The organism is Amycolatopsis sp. NPDC028719, assembly GCF_055565395.1.
Genome location: NZ_JBVHUL010000006.1, coordinates 297,669 through 315,128 on the forward strand (window position 1 = coordinate 297,669; position 17,460 = coordinate 315,128).

The following is a 17,460-nucleotide window of genomic DNA, read 5'->3' on the forward strand; positions in this document are numbered from 1 at the left end:
GCTCCCAGTGTGGCCCACGCCGCCGCCCACGATCGGGTGACCTACCAATGGGGCTGGATCACCGGCGCCAAGCCTGATAAGCCTCTGCGCGTGACGATGGACCTGCACAGCATCAACCCGTGGGAAGTGTCGTTCCTCCGCGAGGAAGTCTGCGGCTACTTCGCCCACGGCGTCGAGCTCGCCCCCGGCGCGACGGTCCTCGACGTCGGGGCCAACGTCGGCGTCTTCTCCGCGGCGGTCTACGAACGGCTCGGCGGTGACGTGCGGATCTTCGCCTTCGAGCCGTTGCCGCCGCTCTACGAGAAGCTGGAGAGCAACGGCCGCGACTTCTTCGCGGGGCGGCTGAAAGCGCTGCCCTTCGGGCTCTCGGCCGGGGAAGACGAGCTCGACTTCAGCTACTTCCCGGGCGCGACGATTTTCTCGTCGTCTCGGCGGGACGAGGGGAACGTCGAGGCGGAGCGGAAGCGGGTCACCGCCAGCATCGTCGCCATGATCCGGCAGGGCGGCATGGGCCCGGCCGCCCGCCGCGTGCCGGCGCCGATCCTGCGTGGCCTGGTGGGCCGCCAGCTGAAGGTGATGCGCGACCTCGAGACGCACCGCGTGCGGGTCCGGCCGCTGTCCCCGGTGCTCGACGAGGAGGGGATCGACCGCATCGACCTGCTCAAGGTCGACGTCGAGGGTGCCGAGCTGGACGTGCTGCGGGGGATCGAAGAGCGGCACTGGCCGCTGGTCCGGCAGGCGGTCGTCGAGGTCGAACGGTGGGCCGGAAACCGTGACCGCGTCCGCGAAGTGTTCGCCGCGCGCGGGTTCACGGTCGAGGCCGTACAGGACCCGGTCCAGGAAGCGGCCGACATCGGGATGGTGTTCGCGCTCCGCTAGCCACGCATTCCTTGCGCTCATTCGTCGACGACCTACATCGGGTCGACGGGGGTAGTACGGTGGTGTCAATCCTGAAAATACGACTGACACGGAGCCCCGGTTGACACCGGAAGACGAGCTTTTCAGCTTGATCGCGGCCGAACGGCGGAAGGTCGCCGAACACCCGGGATGGCGGTCCGGGCCGGAGCGAATCGTGGGTCTTCTCAGGATGGCCACCTGGTTGCGGCAGATGGAACGTGCCAATCTCGGAGGCGAGCTGCCGCCTTGGGAATCGGTCCTCGGTCTGCTTATCGTCTGGCACCATCAGTTTCCGTCGACCTCCGGCACGATCTCGCGAAAGCATGCTGTCGAGCTGGTACTGGCCGCTGCCGCTTTCGCTCGCTTGGATGGCCTCGACCTCAGCAGCCGGGTCAAGGCGTACCGCGTCCGCAAGCGGGGTGATCGCCTCGTGTTGAGCCATCGCTGGAATCCCGCCCTCGAAGTCGCCGACGCCATCCTCGAGCGGCGGACTGTGCCACCCGAATTGCCGAAGCTGACAGATGCCGAGCGTGCGTGGATCGAGACGAACGAAGCACGTTCCCAAGAGCTGCCTCCCTTCGAAGTCCTCCAGGCGGCTGCGGCTCGCGCTCGCCGGACGATCACTCTCTTGCGGGATCATCAGCCCGAAGGCGCACTACCCGAATCCTTCTCGCTGGGTGACGGGCTTACCGTCGGCGACACCATCGACGTCCTGTCCGGGCTCATGGGATTCGCTGACTTGTGCATGGCCGCGGCCGATGCCCTCAACCAGTCCGACACCGTTCTTGTCAGACTCGCAAAGACGAGGCTCACCGATTCACTGGCCGAGCTTGCTCCCGGCTGCGACGAGACACAGATCGACACGCTCGTCGAGCGCCTCACATACCAGTCAGGACGCTCACCCCACAACTCGCCGCTCGTGCGGCACGGAGAAGCGATCCTCGTCTGCCCGCCTCTGATCGGTGTGCGTTTGGTCGATCCCATCGTGTTGCGCTCCGCCGGATACGAGCCGGGTCGGTTCGGGCCGATCGGCAAAAGCCTCGGCGGATTCGCGACGAAATGGGCCGAATGGCTGAGCCGTATCCCGGGTGCGCTGGTCGCCGAGCGCGTCAAGGTCGTGGATCCCGGTGGACGTACAGTAGGCGACCTCGATGTCGTGGCGGTCGACCCGGCGGAACGCGTGGCTGTCTGTTTCGAGATCAAGTGGCCGATCGATGCCTGGTCTTTGAACGAGGTGGTGAAGATCGAAGACTGGGCGACGAAGGCGGCGGCCCAGCTGTCGAGGGTCCGGAGTGAGCTGACTGGTCGCTCGGCGGTGGCCGAACTGCCCACCCATTGGCCCGGCTTGTCCGATCTCAGCTGGACCTGGGCCATCGGGATTCCACGCCAGCTGTGTCTTCGTCCGTCGTCGGAGCCGGACGTGCAGATCACCTCTTTGCGTTACTTGATGGCCATGCAAACTCCGAAGCGGCTCGTGGATGTGGCTCAAGCACTTCGACACCCCGATCTACCGAAAGAGGGCGAGCACTTCGCCATCGATCGCATCACCGTCAGCTTGGATCGTGCCGACATCCACGTCGATGTTCTCGCGATTCGCGCCGATGTGCCGTGGACGCCCTTTCGTGATCGAGTGGACCGGCACTAAGCAAATCACCGGGTGACCCTTGCCTTGACGCGGGCGTCACTGTTCAGCGTCGCCCCGTGTGAAGTTCGGAATCAGCTACAGCACGCCCCACTTCGGCGTCGACCCGGACAGCCTCACGCGGTTCGCGCGGGACGCCGAAAACCTCGGCTTCGAATCGCTCTACGTGCCGGAGCACGTCGCTCTCCACCCCGGCGCGAAGATCGGGCCGATGGAGCTGGACCCGGTGCTGCCCTACGGCGATCCGCTCGAGTGCCTGACGTTCGCCGCCGCCGGCACGCGGCGCATCCTGCTCGGCACCGGCGTGCTGCTGCTGCCGTACCACCACCCGGTGGTGCTCGCCAAGCGGCTGGCGACGGTCGACCTGCTGTCCGGCGGGCGCTTGCGGCTGCTCACCATCGGCGTCGGCGCGCTGCCCGGCGAGGCCGCGGCCGCCGGGGTCGACTTCGCCACCCGCGGCCGCCGGGCCGACGAGGCGATCGACGTCCTGCGGCTGCTCTGGGCCGGCGGCGCGGACGGCGTCAACCACGCGGGGGAGTTCTTCACGCTCGACGCCGTCTGCAGCTTCCCGAAGCCGGTCGGCGGCGGCCTGCCGATCCACGTCGGGGGTTCGAGCGCGCCCGCCGCGCGGCGGGCCGGGCGGCGCGGGGACGGCTTCTTCCCCGGTGGCCTGCTCACGCCGGACGAGCGGCGCCGTCGGCTCGAACTCGCCCAGGCGGCCGCGACGGAAGCCGGCCGGGACCCGGATGCCTTGCAGTACACGCGATGGGGCTCGATCGGAATGTCCGAAGTGGACGTCGAGCGCCTCGCGCGAGAAGGCGTGAGCCGCCTCGTCGTCAGCCCCACGACCGCCGACCCGGTCGCCCAGCGGGCGGAGATGGCGGCCTTCGCCGAGCGGTTCGCCCTGGTTCGTCCGGTTGGGCCAGTCGAGTGACGGCGAAGGAGTCGTAAATTTTCTGATCGGTGTCTGGTTCTTGCGTGACGGCGCTCACTTGTTGCATGCTCGGGTGGCTCAGGCTCCCGTCCCCCGCCGTCTCGAAGAAGAGAAGACGCCATGACTCGTACGCGCCTGTCCCGGCTCGTCGCCGGTTTCCTCGCCGTGGGACTGTCCGTCACCGGACTCTCCCTCGCCTCGGCCGCGAGCGGGCCACCCGGCGCACCCGAAGCGGCCGCCGCGTCCCCAGCCGCCGTCGCGGACGTACCCCTGACCCGGACGGTGTCGGCGAGCAGCGCCACGCCCGGCTACCCCGTCGCCAACGCCGTCGACGGGAACCAGGCCACCTACTGGGAATCCGCGAACAACGCCTTCCCGCAGTGGCTCCAGGCCGACCTCGGCTCCACGAAGTCCCTCTCACGGATCGTGCTGAAGCTGCCCGCCACCTGGGAAGCCCGCACCCAGACCCTCGCCGTGCGCGGCAGCACCGACGGCACGAGCTTCACCGACCTCGCCGCGTCGAGCGGATACGCCTTCGCGCCCAGCGCCAACACCGTCACCATCCCGGTGACGGCCTCGGCCCGGTACGTCCGGCTGACCGTCACCGCCAACACGCAGTGGCCGGCCGCGCAGCTCTCGGAGTTCGAGCTCTACGGGCCCGACACCGGGGACACGCAGGCGCCGAGCGCCCCGGCGAACCTGACGCTGACCGAACCCGCGTCCGGCCAGGTCAAGCTGACGTGGTCGGCTTCGACCGACGACGTCGGCGTCACCGGCTACACCGTCTACCGCGACGGCACGCCCGTCACCACGGTCACCGGCACCACCTTCTCCGAGACCCGCCCCGCCGGCACCCGCGTGGAATACTTCGTCCGGGCCAAGGACGCCGCCGGGCACGAGTCCGCCGACAGCAACCACGTCGTGCGCCAGGGCACCCAGGCCGGCCAGAACCTCGCCGCGGGCCAGCCGATCGAGGCGTCGTCGAGCGTTTTCTCCTTCGTCGCCGCGAACGCGAACGACAACACCACCGCTACCTATTGGGAAGCCTCCGGTCAGGCGAGCACGCTGACCGTCAAGCTCGGCGCGAACGCCGACCTCGACCAGGTCGTCGTGAAGCTCAACCCCGACCAGGCGTGGGCCGCGCGGACGCAGAACTTCGAGGTCCTCGGCCGCGACCAGGGCGCCACCGCGTTCACCTCCCTCAAGGCCCGCGCCGACTACCGCTTCGACCCCGCGGCCAACCAGAACACGGTGACCGTCCCGGTCAGCGGCCGCGCGGCGGACGTCCGGCTGCAGTTCTCCGCCAACTCCGGCGCGCCCGGCGCGCAGGTCGCGGAGTTCCAGGTGTCCGGCACCCCGGCGCCGAACCCGGACCTCGTCGTCACCGGCACCACCTGGACCCCGGCTGACCCGACGGAGACGAGCCAGCTCGCGGTTTCCGCGACGGTGCGCAACGCGGGCACCGCGGCCTCGGGCGCCACGACCGTCAACGTCAGCCTGGGCGGGACCGTCGTCGGCACCGCGGCGGTCGGCGCCCTCGCCGCGGGTGCGTCCGCGACCGTGACCGTGAACGCGGGCACCCGGCCGCAAGGCTCCTACAGTGTGTCGGCGACGGTCGACCCCGCCGGCACGGTCGTCGAGCAAGACGACACGAACAACACGTTCACCTCGCCCACTCCGCTGGTGATCGCGCAGGCGCCGGGCCCGGACCTCGAGGTCACCGGCATCACGTCGAACCCGCCGAACCCGGCGGCCGGCACGGCCGTGTCCTTCACCGTCGCGGTGCACAATCGTGGCACGAGCGCCTCGGGCACGTCGGTGACCCGGCTGGCCGCCGGCGCCACCACGCTGACCGGCGCCACCGGCGCGATCGCGGCCGGTGCCACGGCGAACGTCGCGATCTCCGGCACGTGGACCGCCACCAGCGGCGGCGCCACCCTCACGGCGACCGCCGACGCCGCGAACACGGTCGCCGAGACCAACGAGTCGAACAACGAGCTCGCGCGGGCGATCGTGGTGGGCCGCGGCGCGGCCGTGCCGTACACCGAATACGAAGCGGAATCCGCGCAGTACCAAGGACAACTGCTGCAGACCGACCCGCTGCGCACGTTCGGCCACACGAACTTCGCGACCGAGTCCTCGGGCCGCCAGTCCGTCCGGCTGGCGAACCAGGGCCAGTACGTCGAGGTCACCTCCACGAACCAGGCCAACTCGATCGTGGTGCGCAACTCGGTGCCCGACGCGGCCGCCGGCGGCGGGCAGGACTACACGCTCAGCCTGTACGTCAACGGGACCTTCGCGCAGAAGCTGACGCTGTCGTCCCGGCACAGCTGGCTCTACGGCACCGCCGACGACCCCGAAGGCCTGACGAACACGCCGCAGGGTGACGCGCGGCGGCTGTTCGACGAGTCGCACGCCCTGCTGGCCCAGTCCTACCCGCCGGGCACGAAGTTCAAGCTGCAGCGGGACAACGGCGACAACGCGGCGTACTACGTGATCGACCTGGTCGACCTCGAACAGGTCGCGCCCGCGCTGCCGAAGCCGGCCGAGTGCACGTCGATCACCGAGTACGGCGCGGTGCCGAACGACGGCGTCGACGACGCGCCCGCGATCCAGCGCGCGGTCACCGACGACCAGAACGGCAGGATCGCCTGCGTCTGGATCCCGGAAGGCCAGTGGCGGCAGGAGGCGAAGATCCTGACCGACGACCCGACCGTGCCCAACGGCGGCGGCCAGTACAACCAGGTCGGCATCTCGAACGTGACGATCCGCGGCGCCGGCATGTGGCGCTCGCAGCTGTACTCGCTGATCCAGCCGCAGGACGCGGGCACCATCAACCACCCGCACGAAGGCAACTTCGGGTTCGACATCGACAAGAACGTCCAGCTCTCGGACATCGCGATCTTCGGGTCCGGCCGGATCCGCGGCGGGGACGGGAACGCCGAGGGCGGCGTCGGGCTCAACGGCCGCTTCGGCACCGGCACGAAGATCTCGAACGTGTGGATCGAGCACGCGAACGTCGGCGTGTGGGTCGGCCGCGACTACAGCAACAAGCCCGAGCTCTGGGGCCCGGCCGACGGCCTGGAGTTCAGTGGCATGCGGATCCGCGACACCTACGCCGACGGCATCAACTTCGCCAACGGCACGCGCAACTCGCGGGTGTTCAACTCGTCCTTCCGCACCACCGGGGACGATTCGCTCGCGGTGTGGGCGAGCCAGTACGTGAAGGATCCGTCGACCGACATCGGGCACGACAACGTGTTCACCAACAACACGATCCAGCTTCCCTGGCGTGCCAACGGGATCGCGGTCTACGGCGGGTACGGGAACCGGATCGAGAACAACCTCGTGTCCGACACGATGAACTACCCGGGCATCATGCTGGCGACCGACCACGACCCGCTGCCGTTCTCCGGGCAGACGACGATCGCGAACAACGCCCTCTACCGCTGCGGCGGCGTGTTCTGGGGCGAGCAGCAGAAGTTCGGCGCGATCACGTTCTTCGCGCAGGGCAAGGACATCCCGGGGGTGACGCTGCGGGACACCGAGATCCACGATTCGACCTACGACGGCATCCAGTTCAAGACCGGGGGAGGGGTGGTGACGGCGGCGATCTCGAACGTCAAGATCGACCGGTCCGTCAACGGCGCCGGGATCCTCGCGATGAGCGGCGCCCGCGGCAGCGCGACGCTGGCGAACGTGACGATTTCCGGTTCGGCGAAGGGCGACGTCGTCATCGAACCGGGGTCGCAGTTCGTGATCACCGGCGCTCCGATCCCGGCGGTGATCGCCTCCGGCCGGCGTAACGGGAAGTGACGGAAGGGGGTGCCTCGGCACCCCCTTCCTCACGCGTCGACCAGGTGCTCCCGCAGCAGTTCCCGCCGGCGCTTGTCCGTGACCCACCACTTGCGGGCCCCGGGCTTGCGGGCCTCGTACGCCAGCTGCTTGACGGTGCTCGCGCAGACCAGCTCCTTGACCTTCGCCCCGAGCCGGCCACCGAGGTGGAGCCGGATCGCCGTGTCGTCGCGGCGGGAGAACTGGAAGATCCCGGCGCGGCGTCCCAGGCTCAGGCACTGGCCGGCGAACCCGACTTCGGCCGGGGCGGGCCGGGCTCCCGCGAGCCGGCTGAGCACCGTCTCGGCGGCCTGCGGGCCGAGCTGGACCGCCGACTGGCAGCCCATCCGGTACGGCAGGTCCGATGGCGCCGCCGCATCGCCGGCCGCCACGATCCGGTCGTCGTCCACGCTCGTCAGCGTCTCGTCGGTGCGCAGGCGGCCCAGGGCATCGGTGCTCAACCCGCTGCGCGCGGCCAGGTCCGGCACGCCGAACCCGGCGGTCCAGATCGTGATCGGGCTGGGCAGCTCGCGGCCGTCGGCGAGCCGCACGGCGTCGCGGGTCACCTCGCTCACCACGGCATCGGCGAGGACGGTCACGCCCAGCTTCGCGAGTCGCCCGGCGACCGCGTGCCGGCCGCTCGGGTGCAGGTACGGCCCGAGCTGGCCGCCGCAGATCAGCGTCACCGTCCGGCCCGCTTCCGCCAGTTCGGCCGCGGTCTCGATCCCGGCCGGGCCCGCGCCCACGACCGTCACCGCGGACGCGGCGTCGAGGACCGGCCGCAGCCGCCGTGCTTCTTCGAAAGTCGTGACGGGGTAGGCGAATTCGGGCACGCTCGCGCCGGCGCTGCCCACGGCGTAGATCAGGTAGTCGTAGCCGAGGGCGCCGCCGTCCGCCAGCGTCACGCTGCGCGAGGCCGCGTCGATCCCGGTCACGCCGTCCACGACCAGCCGGACGCGCGCGGCCAGGACGTCGCGGTAGGCCACGGCCGCGTCGCCGGAGCCGGCGGCGAGCTGGTGCAGGCGGATCCGCTCGACGAAGTGCGGGCGTGGGTTGACCAGGGTGACGGTGACGTCGTCGCGCCGGGTCAGGCGGTTGGCGGCCATGACGCCGGCGTAACCGCCGCCGATCACGACGACCTGGGTGAGCTCGTTCATGGTGTCTCCTTCGCTGCCGGGTTCGGCATGGAGACACCGCGCGCCCTGGCGGTGTGACAGCTGTGGTTCAGCTCACGCGCCGGTGGGCGTCCGCGACCACTGCAGGGCCGCGTGCCAGGCGGCGATGAGTGCCTCGTCGTCGGCGTAGCTCGGGCACGTGCCGACCGGGACCCACGTCTGCTCGACGGATTCGCCGTCTTCGACGCGCAGGACGGTCACCCCGGCGTATTCCAGCACTTCACGGCTGTGCCCGGCGGGGACCGAGACCGCGCGGGTGCCCAACCGCAGCCGCACTCGTCGTTCGCCCGTCATCGACCTCGCTCTCCCTGTGATGCTCGACGGTGATGTCGCGTACCGGCCGTGATCTGTAACAGCCCGGCGCCCCCGGGTGCGGTGAACGGCCGGAATGGCCCGGCCAATGGCAGACGAGTGGTGAACGGGTGCGTCCGTTCGCGCTAATCCAGGTGTAACGATCTCCGGTCCCGGTCATCCACGGGTCGTGGGGGAACCGTTCTGGGGGAGGTGCCGAAGACATGACGCGGGAAAGTTTCGAGTTCGAGGCGGAGCCGGCGCAGATCCGGCTGGTGCGGTCGTGGGTGCGTGAGCAGCTGGCCGTGACCGACGTGCCGGCCGACGTGGCCGCGGACGTCGTGCTGATCACCGGTGAGCTGGCGACGAACGCCGTCCGGCACGCCACCGGGCCCCTGCGGGCGCTGCTGATCTGCGCGGACGCCGCGGTGTGGGTCGGGGTGGAGGACGCCGGCGGGTCCGCGTGGTTCGACCCGGTCGTGCCCGACGCCGCCCCGGCGGGCACCGGGCTCACCCTGGTGGCCGCGTGTTCCGACCGGCGCGGGCACTTCCACCGCCGCGACGGCGGCAAGACCGTGTGGGCGGAGATCCCGCTCGCGTCGTGAGCCGGGCCCGGCCTCGGTTCAGCCGGTCTGCTCGCGGATCCAGCCGGCCACCACGTCGACCCGGGCGATCGTCTCCGCGCCGGGCTGGGGGCACGGCGGCCCGGTGTTCACGATCGCCACCAGGCGCCCGGTTCGGTCGCCGTCGTCCGAGACGAAGAACGGACCGCCCGAGTCTTCCGGGCAGGGGCCGTTGTCCACCGTGCGCGTGCCGATCGGCAGGGCCTCCAGGGTCGAGGAGGCGATGCCCGAAACCCGGAACCGCCCGCGTTTGAGGTGGTCGGACGGGCCGAGCACGGTCGCCGAGTGCGAGCCCCAGCCGGCGAACTGCAGCTCCTCGCCGACCGACGGGCGTTTCGTGGCCAGCTCCACCGGGGTGATGTCGTCCACCGGCGCGCTGAGCTTCGCCACCGCCAGGTCGTTGACCGGCGACTGGCGGACGTCGACGACCACCGCCGTGTGCCCGCCGGGGTCGCTGTCCTTGAGCCGCCCGATGGTCACGGTCATCGTGTACGGCGGCCGGCCGCCGATCCGCGCGTCCTTGAGGTCGTGGAAGCAGTGCCCGGCCGTGACGACCCACTGCGGCGCCACCAGGGAGCCGCTGCAGGCGCCGTCGCGCACGCCGCCGCCGGCGACCGGGATGTCGTCCGACGTCAGTTTCGCGTTGAACGGCAAAACCGGGTTCGGCGCGGGCGTCGCCGAAGCCGGCGGCGCGGGCGCCGGGTCACGGCCCAGTGCGGTGGTGTCGGGCAGGCTGTGCCCGCCGAGCGCCGCGGCCAGCGCGGGCCCGGCCGGCGCGCCGATGGCGGCGTTGGCGAACGCGATACCGGCCCCCACCAGCACCGCGACGGCCACCGCCCGCGCGCGGAAGCGGCGCCGTCGATCCGAAGTCGTCCTCACACTCTTAATGCACGGATGAGAGCCCGGTTTGGTTGTGCGGGGACCTCATTTGCGCTTGCCCGCTGCCTTCGCGATCGCCGGCCACAGCACCGAAACGACCGCTTCGGGGAGTTCGTCCCGGCTTTCCCCCCGGTAGAAGGCGGCGAAGTAGCTGCCGAAGCACATCGTCGCGATGGTGTGCTTGTCGATGTCGTCCCGCACCGCGCCGCTGTCCTGCAGCTGCGTCAGCACGTTCTCGACGAGCGTGACCCGCGGTTCGACGGCGTGCTCGCGCAGGATCCCGAGCAGTTCCGGCGTCCGGATGGCCTCGCCGGCGAAGTTGCCCATGAGGACCATGGCGTCCGGGTTGAAGTACGCGGGATCCAGCCGGCGGACGGCTTCGACGAGCGCTTCCCGCGGCGCCATGCTGCTCAGGTCGACGGCGTACATGTCCCGCTGCTTGCGGAAGCCGTAGTCCAGCGCGTCGACGACGAGGTCGAACTTGGTGCTCCACCGCCGGTACAGCGTCGGGCGGCTGACCTTAGCGTCCGAGGCGATGTCGCCGATGGTCATGAGCGAGTAGCCGTCGCGGACCAGCCGGTTCCGGGTGGCCAGGATGATCGCCTCGTCGAGCGCGGCGTCGCGGGGGCGGCCCCCCGGCCGGGGCGCCGCCTCGCCGGTCGTCGCTTCTTCGCCTGCTCGCGCCATGGGAGGAGCCTAGCGGATTCGTTACGATACCTGGCTGTTAAGTTACGATACTTGACTGTAATGAAACATCGGCTTACCTTCGGACCACCGACCGGAAGGAGCCCACCATGACCACCGCCCAGGAGCTGATCGACCGGAGCGTCCCGTTCCTCGACGCCGTCAAGAACCGGACCGCGGGCGGGGAGCTGGAGACCTGGCTCAACGAGCACCACGGCCCCGGCAGCCCGCTCTACGACGACCTCGCCCGGATGATCACCGACGGCGTCCGGGCCGGCTGGGCGGCGAACATCGAGGTGGACGGCCCGAAGTACCGGCGCAGCCGGATCGCCGACCCCCAGGACGTCCTCAGCTACTTCAGCGTCACGGCCGTCTACATGGACAGCGTCGAGCCCTACCGCGGGCAGTACCACCAGCACCCGTACGGCGAGCTCAACCTGGTGGTGCCGCTCGACCCCGGCGCCCAGCTGATGGGCCCGCGCGGCTGGAGCGGCCCGGGCTGGACCGCGCCGGGCCCGGGCAGCCACCACTACCCGGAGGTCAAGGGCGGCGCCCTGATCGCCCTCTTCTACCTGCCGGCGGGCCGGATCTCCTACGACATCACCCCGCCGGCCGAGTGAGCACCACCGTCGAGGAGGCGCTGCTGACCCGCCGCAGCTGCCGGGCGTTCCGGCCGGACCCGGTGCCCCGCGCGGTACTCGAGCGGCTGCTGGACCTGGCGGCGCGGTCGGCCAGCAACTCCAACAGCCAGCCGTGGCGGGTGCACGTGCTGACCGGCGCGGCGAAGCGGGCCCTGAGCGCGGACCTGCTGTGCGCGCACGACGAAGGCCGCCGCTCGGCGGGGGAGTTCGCCTACCAGCCCGGCGCGGACCGGTGGCCCGAGCCGTTCCGGTCGCGCCGCCGCCGCTTCGGCGAAGGGCTGTACCGGGACGCGCTCGGCATCGAGCCCGGCGACACGGCCGGCCGCCTCGGCCACCACCGGCGCAACTACGACTTCTTCGGCGCGCCGGTCGGCATGGTCCTGACGGTCAGCCGGCTGCCCCTGCAGGGCGCGCTGGTCGACGCGGGCCTGTTCCTGCAGGGGCTGATGCTGGCGGCGCGCGGAGCCGGGCTGCACACGTGCGCGCAGGCGTCGCTGATCGACTACCACCCGGTCCTGCGCCGGCACCTGCGGGTGCCCGGCGACCACGTGATCGTCTGCGGAGTGGCGCTCGGGTACGCGGACGAGGACCACCGGCTGAGCGACCACCGCACGACGCGCGAGCCGGTGTCGGCGTTCGCGACCTTCCACGAAGACCCGGCCTGAGCTCAGGGGCGCTGCCCCACCTCGTCGACGTAGGTCTTCACGGTCACGGCGCTGTCCTCGGTACCCAGGAACTGGTACGTCGTGGCGTCGAAGACCAGCACGATCGGCTGCGCCTTCGGTGAGGAGCCTGCCGGCACCGGAAACCTGATCCCGACGCCCGGCCGGCCGGCGCCGTCGGTGACGTGGTCCAGGGCCGTCAGACCCGGCACCCTCGCCGCCGCCTCGAACAGCGCCGCGTAGGACGCCGGCTGGAGGGCCTGCTCACAGGCGAGGCCGTAGACGGCCTTGCCGATGTAGGTGGCCCGGCCGTCGCGATCGGCCTCCTTCGCGTAGAGGTAGGCCAGCATCGCGTCGGCGGTCGTCGGCAGGTCCGTCCGGTAGACCGGCTGGGGTACGCAGTCCTGGAGCGTCCCTTCCGCGCGCGGGTCGTTCGTGCCGTACATCGGCGCTTTGCCGTTGCGGCAGCCACCTTCCTTGATGCTGCCGATCAGGCTGTCGCGGGTGCCGTCGACCGAGAGCCAGACCTCGCGGTTGGGGGGAATGGCGTATTCGGTCTTCACGTACAGGAACTGGTCGGGGCGCGGCGGCTTGGCCGGCTCCTTGAGGGCGGTGCTCGCCGCTTCGGTCAGCACCTTGACCGGGTCGGCGTGCGCGACGCCGACGCCGATGCCCACCTGCTCGGCCGGGGCGAGCGCCACGACCGCGGTGATCGCCGCGGCCAGGCCGATCGAGGCGCCGGCGGCCCAGAACCAGCGCCGGGACCGGTGCGGCCGGTCACCGCGCGCCGCGGCCAGCAGCCGCTCCCGGGCCGGGCTGAGGTGCTCCGCCGGCGCGAAGCCGACGGCTTCCGCGCGCTCGCGGATCAGGTCGAGTTCATCCATGACCGGAGGTCTCCTTCGCGAGGTCGAGCGCGCCGAGCTCGGCGCGGACGCGGGTGCGGGCGCGGCTGAGCCGCGATTTCACGGTGCCGACGGGGATGCCCAGTGCTTCGGCGACTTCCTGGTAGCCCAGCCCTTCCGCGGCGACGAGCAGCAGGACGTCCCGCTCGCGGGGGCGCAGCGTCGCCAGGGCCCGGTCGAGGTCGGGGCCCAGTGCTTCGGCGCTGACCTGCTCGGCGACCCGATCGGCGTGGCCGCCGTCCACGGCCGGCGGCCCGACGGCCAGGCGGAGCTTCAGCTCCCGCACCTCCGTCCGCCACTGCCGCGAGACGAGGTTCGTGGCGATGCCGTAGAGCCACGGCCGCGCGTCCGGCCGGGCCGGGTCGAACTTCGCGCGCTTGGCGAACGCGATGAGGAAGGTGTCCGCGAGGACGTCGTCCGCCGCGGTCGGGCCCAGGCGCCGGACGAGGTAGCGGTGGATGTGCCGGGAATGGCGGTCGAAGATGACCGCGAACAGGCTCGGCTCCCGCCGCGACCGCGCGATCACGCTCGCGTCGTCGTCGGCTTCGGTGTCTTCCGGGGTCATCGCCCGCCTCTCGCTCCGCCCAGTGTCATTCCCTGTTCTCACCGGCCCGGGAACGGGTTCCGGGAAGGACGATCAACGTGACTCAGGTCACGGACGCTGTGCGGACGGGGTGCCTTGCCCCCGTGGCGTTCACCATGTGGAACACGGGTGCGCCCGGGAATAGCTTCGCGAAGATCCGGTTGACCCCAGTCGGAGCCGGCGCGAGCCCGGACAGCACGGAGCCCACCCCCATGAGATTCCAGGTTCTGGACATCCTGCCCCACCTGACCGACCCGGTGACCGGTCGCCGGGTCCGCACCGACGAGCGCTTCGCGCAGGCGCTGACCTCGGCGCGCCACGCGGAGGAGTTCGGGTTCGACGCCGTCGCGCTCGGGGAACGCCACGCCGGCCACTTCCTGAGCAGCGGCGTCACCGTGCTGCTGGGCGCGATCGCCGCGACGACGAGCCGGGTCCGGATCCAGACCGGCGTCTCGGTCCTGTCCGTCCACGACCCGCTGCGGGTGGCGGAGGACTACGCCACGGTCGACCAGCTCTCGCGCGGCCGGCTGGAGCTGGTGATCGGCAAGGGCAACGAGCTGCGCCAGCTGCCGATGTTCGGCATCGCGAACGGCGACCAGTGGGACGCGCTCGCCGAGAAGTACCGGCTGCTGCGCCGGCTCTGGCGCGAGGAGGACGTCACCTGGGAGGGACGCTTCCGCGGCCCGCTGGACGCAGTGACCAGCCTGCCGCGCCCGTTCGCCGGCGCGCCGCGGATCTGGCACGGCTCGGCGACCACGCTGACCTCGGCCGAGCTGGCGGCCGAATGGGGGGATCCGCTCTTCTCGGCCAACGCCATCCAGCCGCGCGACAACTACACGGTGCTGATCGAGCACTACCGCAAGCGGTACGCCGAGCACGGCCACGATCCGCGGTTCGCCTTCGTCGGCGCCGGGGCGGGCTTCCTGTACCTGGCCGACACGACGCAGGAAGCGCGGGAGGCGTTCGGCCCCACCTACGAAAAGATCGTCGAGTTCTTCAACCAGCCGGGGAACCACACGCCGGGCAACGCGATGGAGTTCCCGACCATCGACGACGCGATCGCGCGCGGGCCGGTGCTGGTCGGCAGCCCGCAGCAGATCGCCGAGAAGATCCTGTGGTGGCACGAGGCGTTCGGGCACGACCTCCAGTCCTTCAGCCTGCCCACGATGATCCCGCACGAGCAGCAGCTCGCGATGCTCGAACGCTTCGCCACCGAAGTCGTGCCCGTGGTGCGCGCGGCCGCGCCCACGGCACTCTGGACCGGCCAGGACCCGTACGGCGGCCGCCCCGCCGTCCACGGCCGCACCGCCGCCGACGCGGCGAGCACCATCGAAGGAGCCGCGCTGTGACCGCAGATTCCCTGCACTTCAACGCTTTCATCTGGCCGAACGGCTACCACGAGTCCGCGTGGCGGGTCGTCGAGGACGACGTCCGCGGCGTGCTCGGGCTGCCGTACTACGCGGGCATCGCGCGGACCGCCGAGCGCGGCCTGATGGACTCGATCTTCCTCGCCGACAACATCGCCATCGCCGAATACCGCGTCACCCACCTGCCGCAGACGCAGTTCGACCCGATCTCGGTGCTGTCGGCCCTGGCCGCGGTCACCGAGAAGATCGGCCTGATCGGGACGGGGTCGACGACCTACAACAAGCCGTGGGAGCTCGCGCGCCGGTTCGCCACGCTGGACCACCTCAGCGGCGGCCGGGCTGGCTGGAACATCGTCACGACGATCACCCCGCTCGCCGCGGCGAACTTCGGCGAGAAGGCCCATCCCGACCACGCCGACCGGTACGAGCGCGCCCACGAGTTCGTCGACGTCGTCACCCGCGCGTGGGACAGCTGGGACGACGACGCGATCGTCGGCGACCGCGAGAACGGCGTCTGGGCCGACCGCGCCAAGCTGCACGCGCCGCGGTTCCACGGCCGCTTCTACGACGTCGAAGGCGTGCTGCCGTTCCCGCGGTCGCCGCAGGGGCGTCCGGTGCTCGTCCAGGCGGGACAGTCGGCCGCCGGGATCGGGCTCGCGGCCCGGTACGCGGAGCTGGTGTTCTCCGGCCCGCCGTCGCTGGAAGCCGCGGTGAAGTTCCGCGCCGAGCTGGACGCCCAGGTCGTCGCGGCCGGCCGGGATCCCTCGCGGGTGCGCGTCCTGCCCGCGCTGATGGTGACCCTGGGCGGCACCGAGGCCGAGGCGAAGGCCCGGGCGAAGCGGCTCGAAGACCTGGCCAGCCCGGAGTTCCGCTGGCAGAACGCGCTGTACACGGCCGGGCTCGACCCGGACGCGTTCGACCCGGACGCCCCGCTGCCCGCCGAGCTGCGGGCCGAAGGCGGATCGAGCCGCCTGCAGCAGCTGGCCGCGGCCGCGCGAGAGCGTCCCGAAGCTCCGCTGCGCGAGATCGCGGCGGCGATCACCGGGGGAGCGGGGCAGGTCCACTTCGTCGGCACGCCCGAGCAGCTCGCCGACCACGTGCTCACCTGGCAGGACGCCGGCGCCGTCGACGGGTTCACCATCATGGGCTCGACGCTGCCGTACGAACTGACCGCGTTCGTCGACCACGTCGTGCCGATCCTGCAGCGCAAGGGCCGGTACCGGACCGAATACACCGGCTCGACGCTGCGTGAGCACCTCGCGTCGTGATCCCGGTATGTGGTTTCTGTCGGTGGGGCTGGCTAGGGTCCTGACCGTCCGATCTTGACTGAGGAGTGTGGGACGTGGGCTGGACCCGGAACATCCGAGTGGCCGCGCTGGTGGCGGTGGCCGCTCTGGGCCTGACGGCGTGCGGCGGCGGGGACGACAAGCCCGCCGCGGCGGGCAAGGGCGGGGCGCCGATCGTCGTCGCGTCCTTCAACTTCACCGACAGCCAGATCCTCGCCGAGATCTACGCGCAGGCGCTGGAGGCCAAGGGCTACCCGGTGACGCGCAAGCTGAACCTGGGCTCGCGGGAGCTGATCTACCCGTCGCTGAAGTCCGGTGAGCTGCAGTTCATCCCGGAGTACCAGGGCTCGGCGATCGCCGCCGGGTTCGGCGCGGACCCGGTGAAGGACGCCAAGGGCGAGCACGAGCAGCTGGCCAAGCTGCTCGAGCCCAGCGGTGTCTCGCTGCTGGACTACGCCGCGGCGGAAGACAAGAACACCTACATCGTCAAGGCCGACCTCGCGCAGTCGAAGGGCCTCGCGACCATCAGCGACCTGAAGAAGCTCGACAAGGTCGTCCTGGCCGGTGGCCCGGAGTGCGAGAAGCGGTTGACGTGCTTCAAGGGCCTCACGGACGTCTACAAGCTGACGAACGCGACGTTCCAGACCGTCCAGGAGCTCGGGCCGCGGGTGCAGCAGCTCGACTCCGGGGCCGTCACGGTCATCCCGGTCGACTCGGTGAGCCCGCAGGCCGGCGACCCGAAGTATGTCGCGCTGAAGGACGACCTGGCCATGGTGCCGACCGAGAACGTGGTCCCGGCGGTGACCAAGAAGGTCCTCGACGAGCGCGGGGCGGACTTCGCAGCCGCCGTCAACGCGGTGAGCGCGAAGCTCACGACGGAAGGGATGCGCGACCTGAACAAGCGCGTCGACTCCGACGGCGAGAAGGCCGCGGACGTGGCGAAGGACTGGCTGGCGCAGCAGGGCCTGGTCTGACGCGGGGCCCGGGGGGGGGGGGGGGGGGGGGGGGGCGGCGGAGGAGTCGCCCACCAGGTTCACCTTCGCGTGGGGGGTGCTGCCGC

16 protein-coding genes are annotated in these 17,460 nt (G+C 71.0%); 10 read left to right on the plus strand and 6 right to left on the minus strand.

Annotated features, from left to right (window positions below):
• Positions 1-9 precede the first annotated feature (9 nt).
• The 4 genes from ACZ4TR_RS29325 (at position 10) to ACZ4TR_RS29340 (ending at position 7,289) form a co-directional block, all read left to right on the plus strand.
• The gene (locus ACZ4TR_RS29325; protein ID WP_465290282.1) at positions 10-879 is read left to right on the plus strand and encodes an FkbM family methyltransferase; all 870 of its coding nucleotides are present in this window, start codon (positions 10-12) and stop codon (positions 877-879) included.
• Positions 880-979: 100 nt separating this feature from the next.
• Positions 980-2,542, plus strand: a complete 1,563-nt coding sequence (locus ACZ4TR_RS29330; protein ID WP_465290284.1) for a hypothetical protein — start codon at positions 980-982, stop codon at positions 2,540-2,542.
• Between the two features lie 58 nt (positions 2,543-2,600).
• Entirely contained in the window at positions 2,601-3,473 is an 873-nt protein-coding gene (locus ACZ4TR_RS29335) for a TIGR03619 family F420-dependent LLM class oxidoreductase (protein ID WP_465290286.1), read from the plus strand.
• Positions 3,474-3,593: 120 nt separating this feature from the next.
• Positions 3,594-7,289, plus strand: a complete 3,696-nt coding sequence (locus ACZ4TR_RS29340) for a CARDB domain-containing protein (RefSeq protein WP_465290288.1) — start codon at positions 3,594-3,596, stop codon at positions 7,287-7,289.
• A 29-nt stretch (positions 7,290-7,318) separates the two neighbouring features.
• Here the strand turns inward: ACZ4TR_RS29340 and ACZ4TR_RS29345 are convergent, their stop codons facing one another.
• Positions 7,319-8,464, minus strand: a complete 1,146-nt coding sequence (locus ACZ4TR_RS29345; RefSeq protein ID WP_465290290.1) for an NAD(P)/FAD-dependent oxidoreductase — start codon at positions 8,462-8,464, stop codon at positions 7,319-7,321.
• A gap of 72 nt (positions 8,465-8,536) precedes the next feature.
• The gene (locus tag ACZ4TR_RS29350) at positions 8,537-8,776 is read right to left on the minus strand and encodes a hypothetical protein (protein WP_465290292.1); all 240 of its coding nucleotides are present in this window, start codon (positions 8,774-8,776) and stop codon (positions 8,537-8,539) included.
• A 221-nt stretch (positions 8,777-8,997) separates the two neighbouring features.
• Here ACZ4TR_RS29350 and ACZ4TR_RS29355 point away from each other — a divergent pair, with 221 nt between their 5' ends.
• On the plus strand, positions 8,998-9,378 hold the full coding sequence (locus ACZ4TR_RS29355) for an ATP-binding protein (protein WP_465290294.1): 381 nt from the start codon (positions 8,998-9,000) through the stop codon (positions 9,376-9,378).
• A gap of 18 nt (positions 9,379-9,396) precedes the next feature.
• On the opposite strand, the gene ACZ4TR_RS29360 is transcribed toward ACZ4TR_RS29355, so the two are convergent.
• Together ACZ4TR_RS29360 and ACZ4TR_RS29365 are read right to left on the minus strand one after the other, a co-directional pair.
• On the minus strand, positions 9,397-10,275 hold the full coding sequence (locus tag ACZ4TR_RS29360; RefSeq protein ID WP_465290296.1) for a S1 family peptidase: 879 nt from the start codon (positions 10,273-10,275) through the stop codon (positions 9,397-9,399).
• Between the two features lie 45 nt (positions 10,276-10,320).
• Positions 10,321-10,962, minus strand: coding sequence for a TetR/AcrR family transcriptional regulator (locus ACZ4TR_RS29365; protein ID WP_465290298.1), 642 nt, complete (start codon positions 10,960-10,962; stop codon positions 10,321-10,323).
• A gap of 107 nt (positions 10,963-11,069) precedes the next feature.
• Here ACZ4TR_RS29365 and ACZ4TR_RS29370 point away from each other — a divergent pair, with 107 nt between their 5' ends.
• Both ACZ4TR_RS29370 and ACZ4TR_RS29375 read left to right on the plus strand, forming a co-directional pair.
• The gene (locus tag ACZ4TR_RS29370; RefSeq protein ID WP_465290300.1) at positions 11,070-11,579 is read left to right on the plus strand and encodes a DUF4863 family protein; all 510 of its coding nucleotides are present in this window, start codon (positions 11,070-11,072) and stop codon (positions 11,577-11,579) included.
• Positions 11,576-12,265 (plus strand): nitroreductase, encoded by a 690-nt coding sequence (locus tag ACZ4TR_RS29375; protein WP_465290302.1) that lies wholly within the window; start codon positions 11,576-11,578, stop codon positions 12,263-12,265. The genes ACZ4TR_RS29370 and ACZ4TR_RS29375 overlap by 4 nt, the downstream gene beginning before the upstream one ends.
• A gap of 2 nt (positions 12,266-12,267) precedes the next feature.
• Here the strand turns inward: ACZ4TR_RS29375 and ACZ4TR_RS29380 are convergent, their stop codons facing one another.
• Both ACZ4TR_RS29380 and ACZ4TR_RS29385 read right to left on the minus strand, forming a co-directional pair.
• On the minus strand, positions 12,268-13,146 hold the full coding sequence (locus ACZ4TR_RS29380) for a CU044_5270 family protein (RefSeq protein WP_465290304.1): 879 nt from the start codon (positions 13,144-13,146) through the stop codon (positions 12,268-12,270).
• Positions 13,139-13,729: an RNA polymerase sigma factor gene (locus ACZ4TR_RS29385; RefSeq protein ID WP_465290306.1), complete on the minus strand. Its 591-nt coding sequence runs from the start codon at positions 13,727-13,729 to the stop codon at positions 13,139-13,141. The genes ACZ4TR_RS29380 and ACZ4TR_RS29385 overlap by 8 nt, the downstream gene beginning before the upstream one ends.
• Positions 13,730-13,959: 230 nt before the next feature.
• Between ACZ4TR_RS29385 and ACZ4TR_RS29390 the strand changes: the two genes are divergently transcribed.
• The 3 genes from ACZ4TR_RS29390 to ACZ4TR_RS29400 all read left to right on the plus strand — a co-directional run bounded on the left by ACZ4TR_RS29390 (position 13,960) and on the right by ACZ4TR_RS29400 (position 17,374).
• Positions 13,960-15,096 carry an LLM class flavin-dependent oxidoreductase gene (locus ACZ4TR_RS29390; RefSeq protein WP_465290308.1) on the plus strand — a complete coding sequence of 379 codons (1,137 nt, stop codon included), beginning with the start codon at positions 13,960-13,962 and terminating at the stop codon, positions 15,094-15,096.
• Positions 15,093-16,382 (plus strand): LLM class flavin-dependent oxidoreductase, encoded by a 1,290-nt coding sequence (locus tag ACZ4TR_RS29395; protein WP_465290310.1) that lies wholly within the window; start codon positions 15,093-15,095, stop codon positions 16,380-16,382. Before ACZ4TR_RS29390 ends, ACZ4TR_RS29395 begins: the two co-directional genes overlap by 4 nt.
• A 74-nt stretch (positions 16,383-16,456) precedes the next feature.
• Positions 16,457-17,374 (plus strand): ABC transporter substrate-binding protein, encoded by a 918-nt coding sequence (locus ACZ4TR_RS29400; RefSeq protein ID WP_465290311.1) that lies wholly within the window; start codon positions 16,457-16,459, stop codon positions 17,372-17,374.
• The last annotated feature ends 86 nt before the right edge of the window (positions 17,375-17,460 follow it).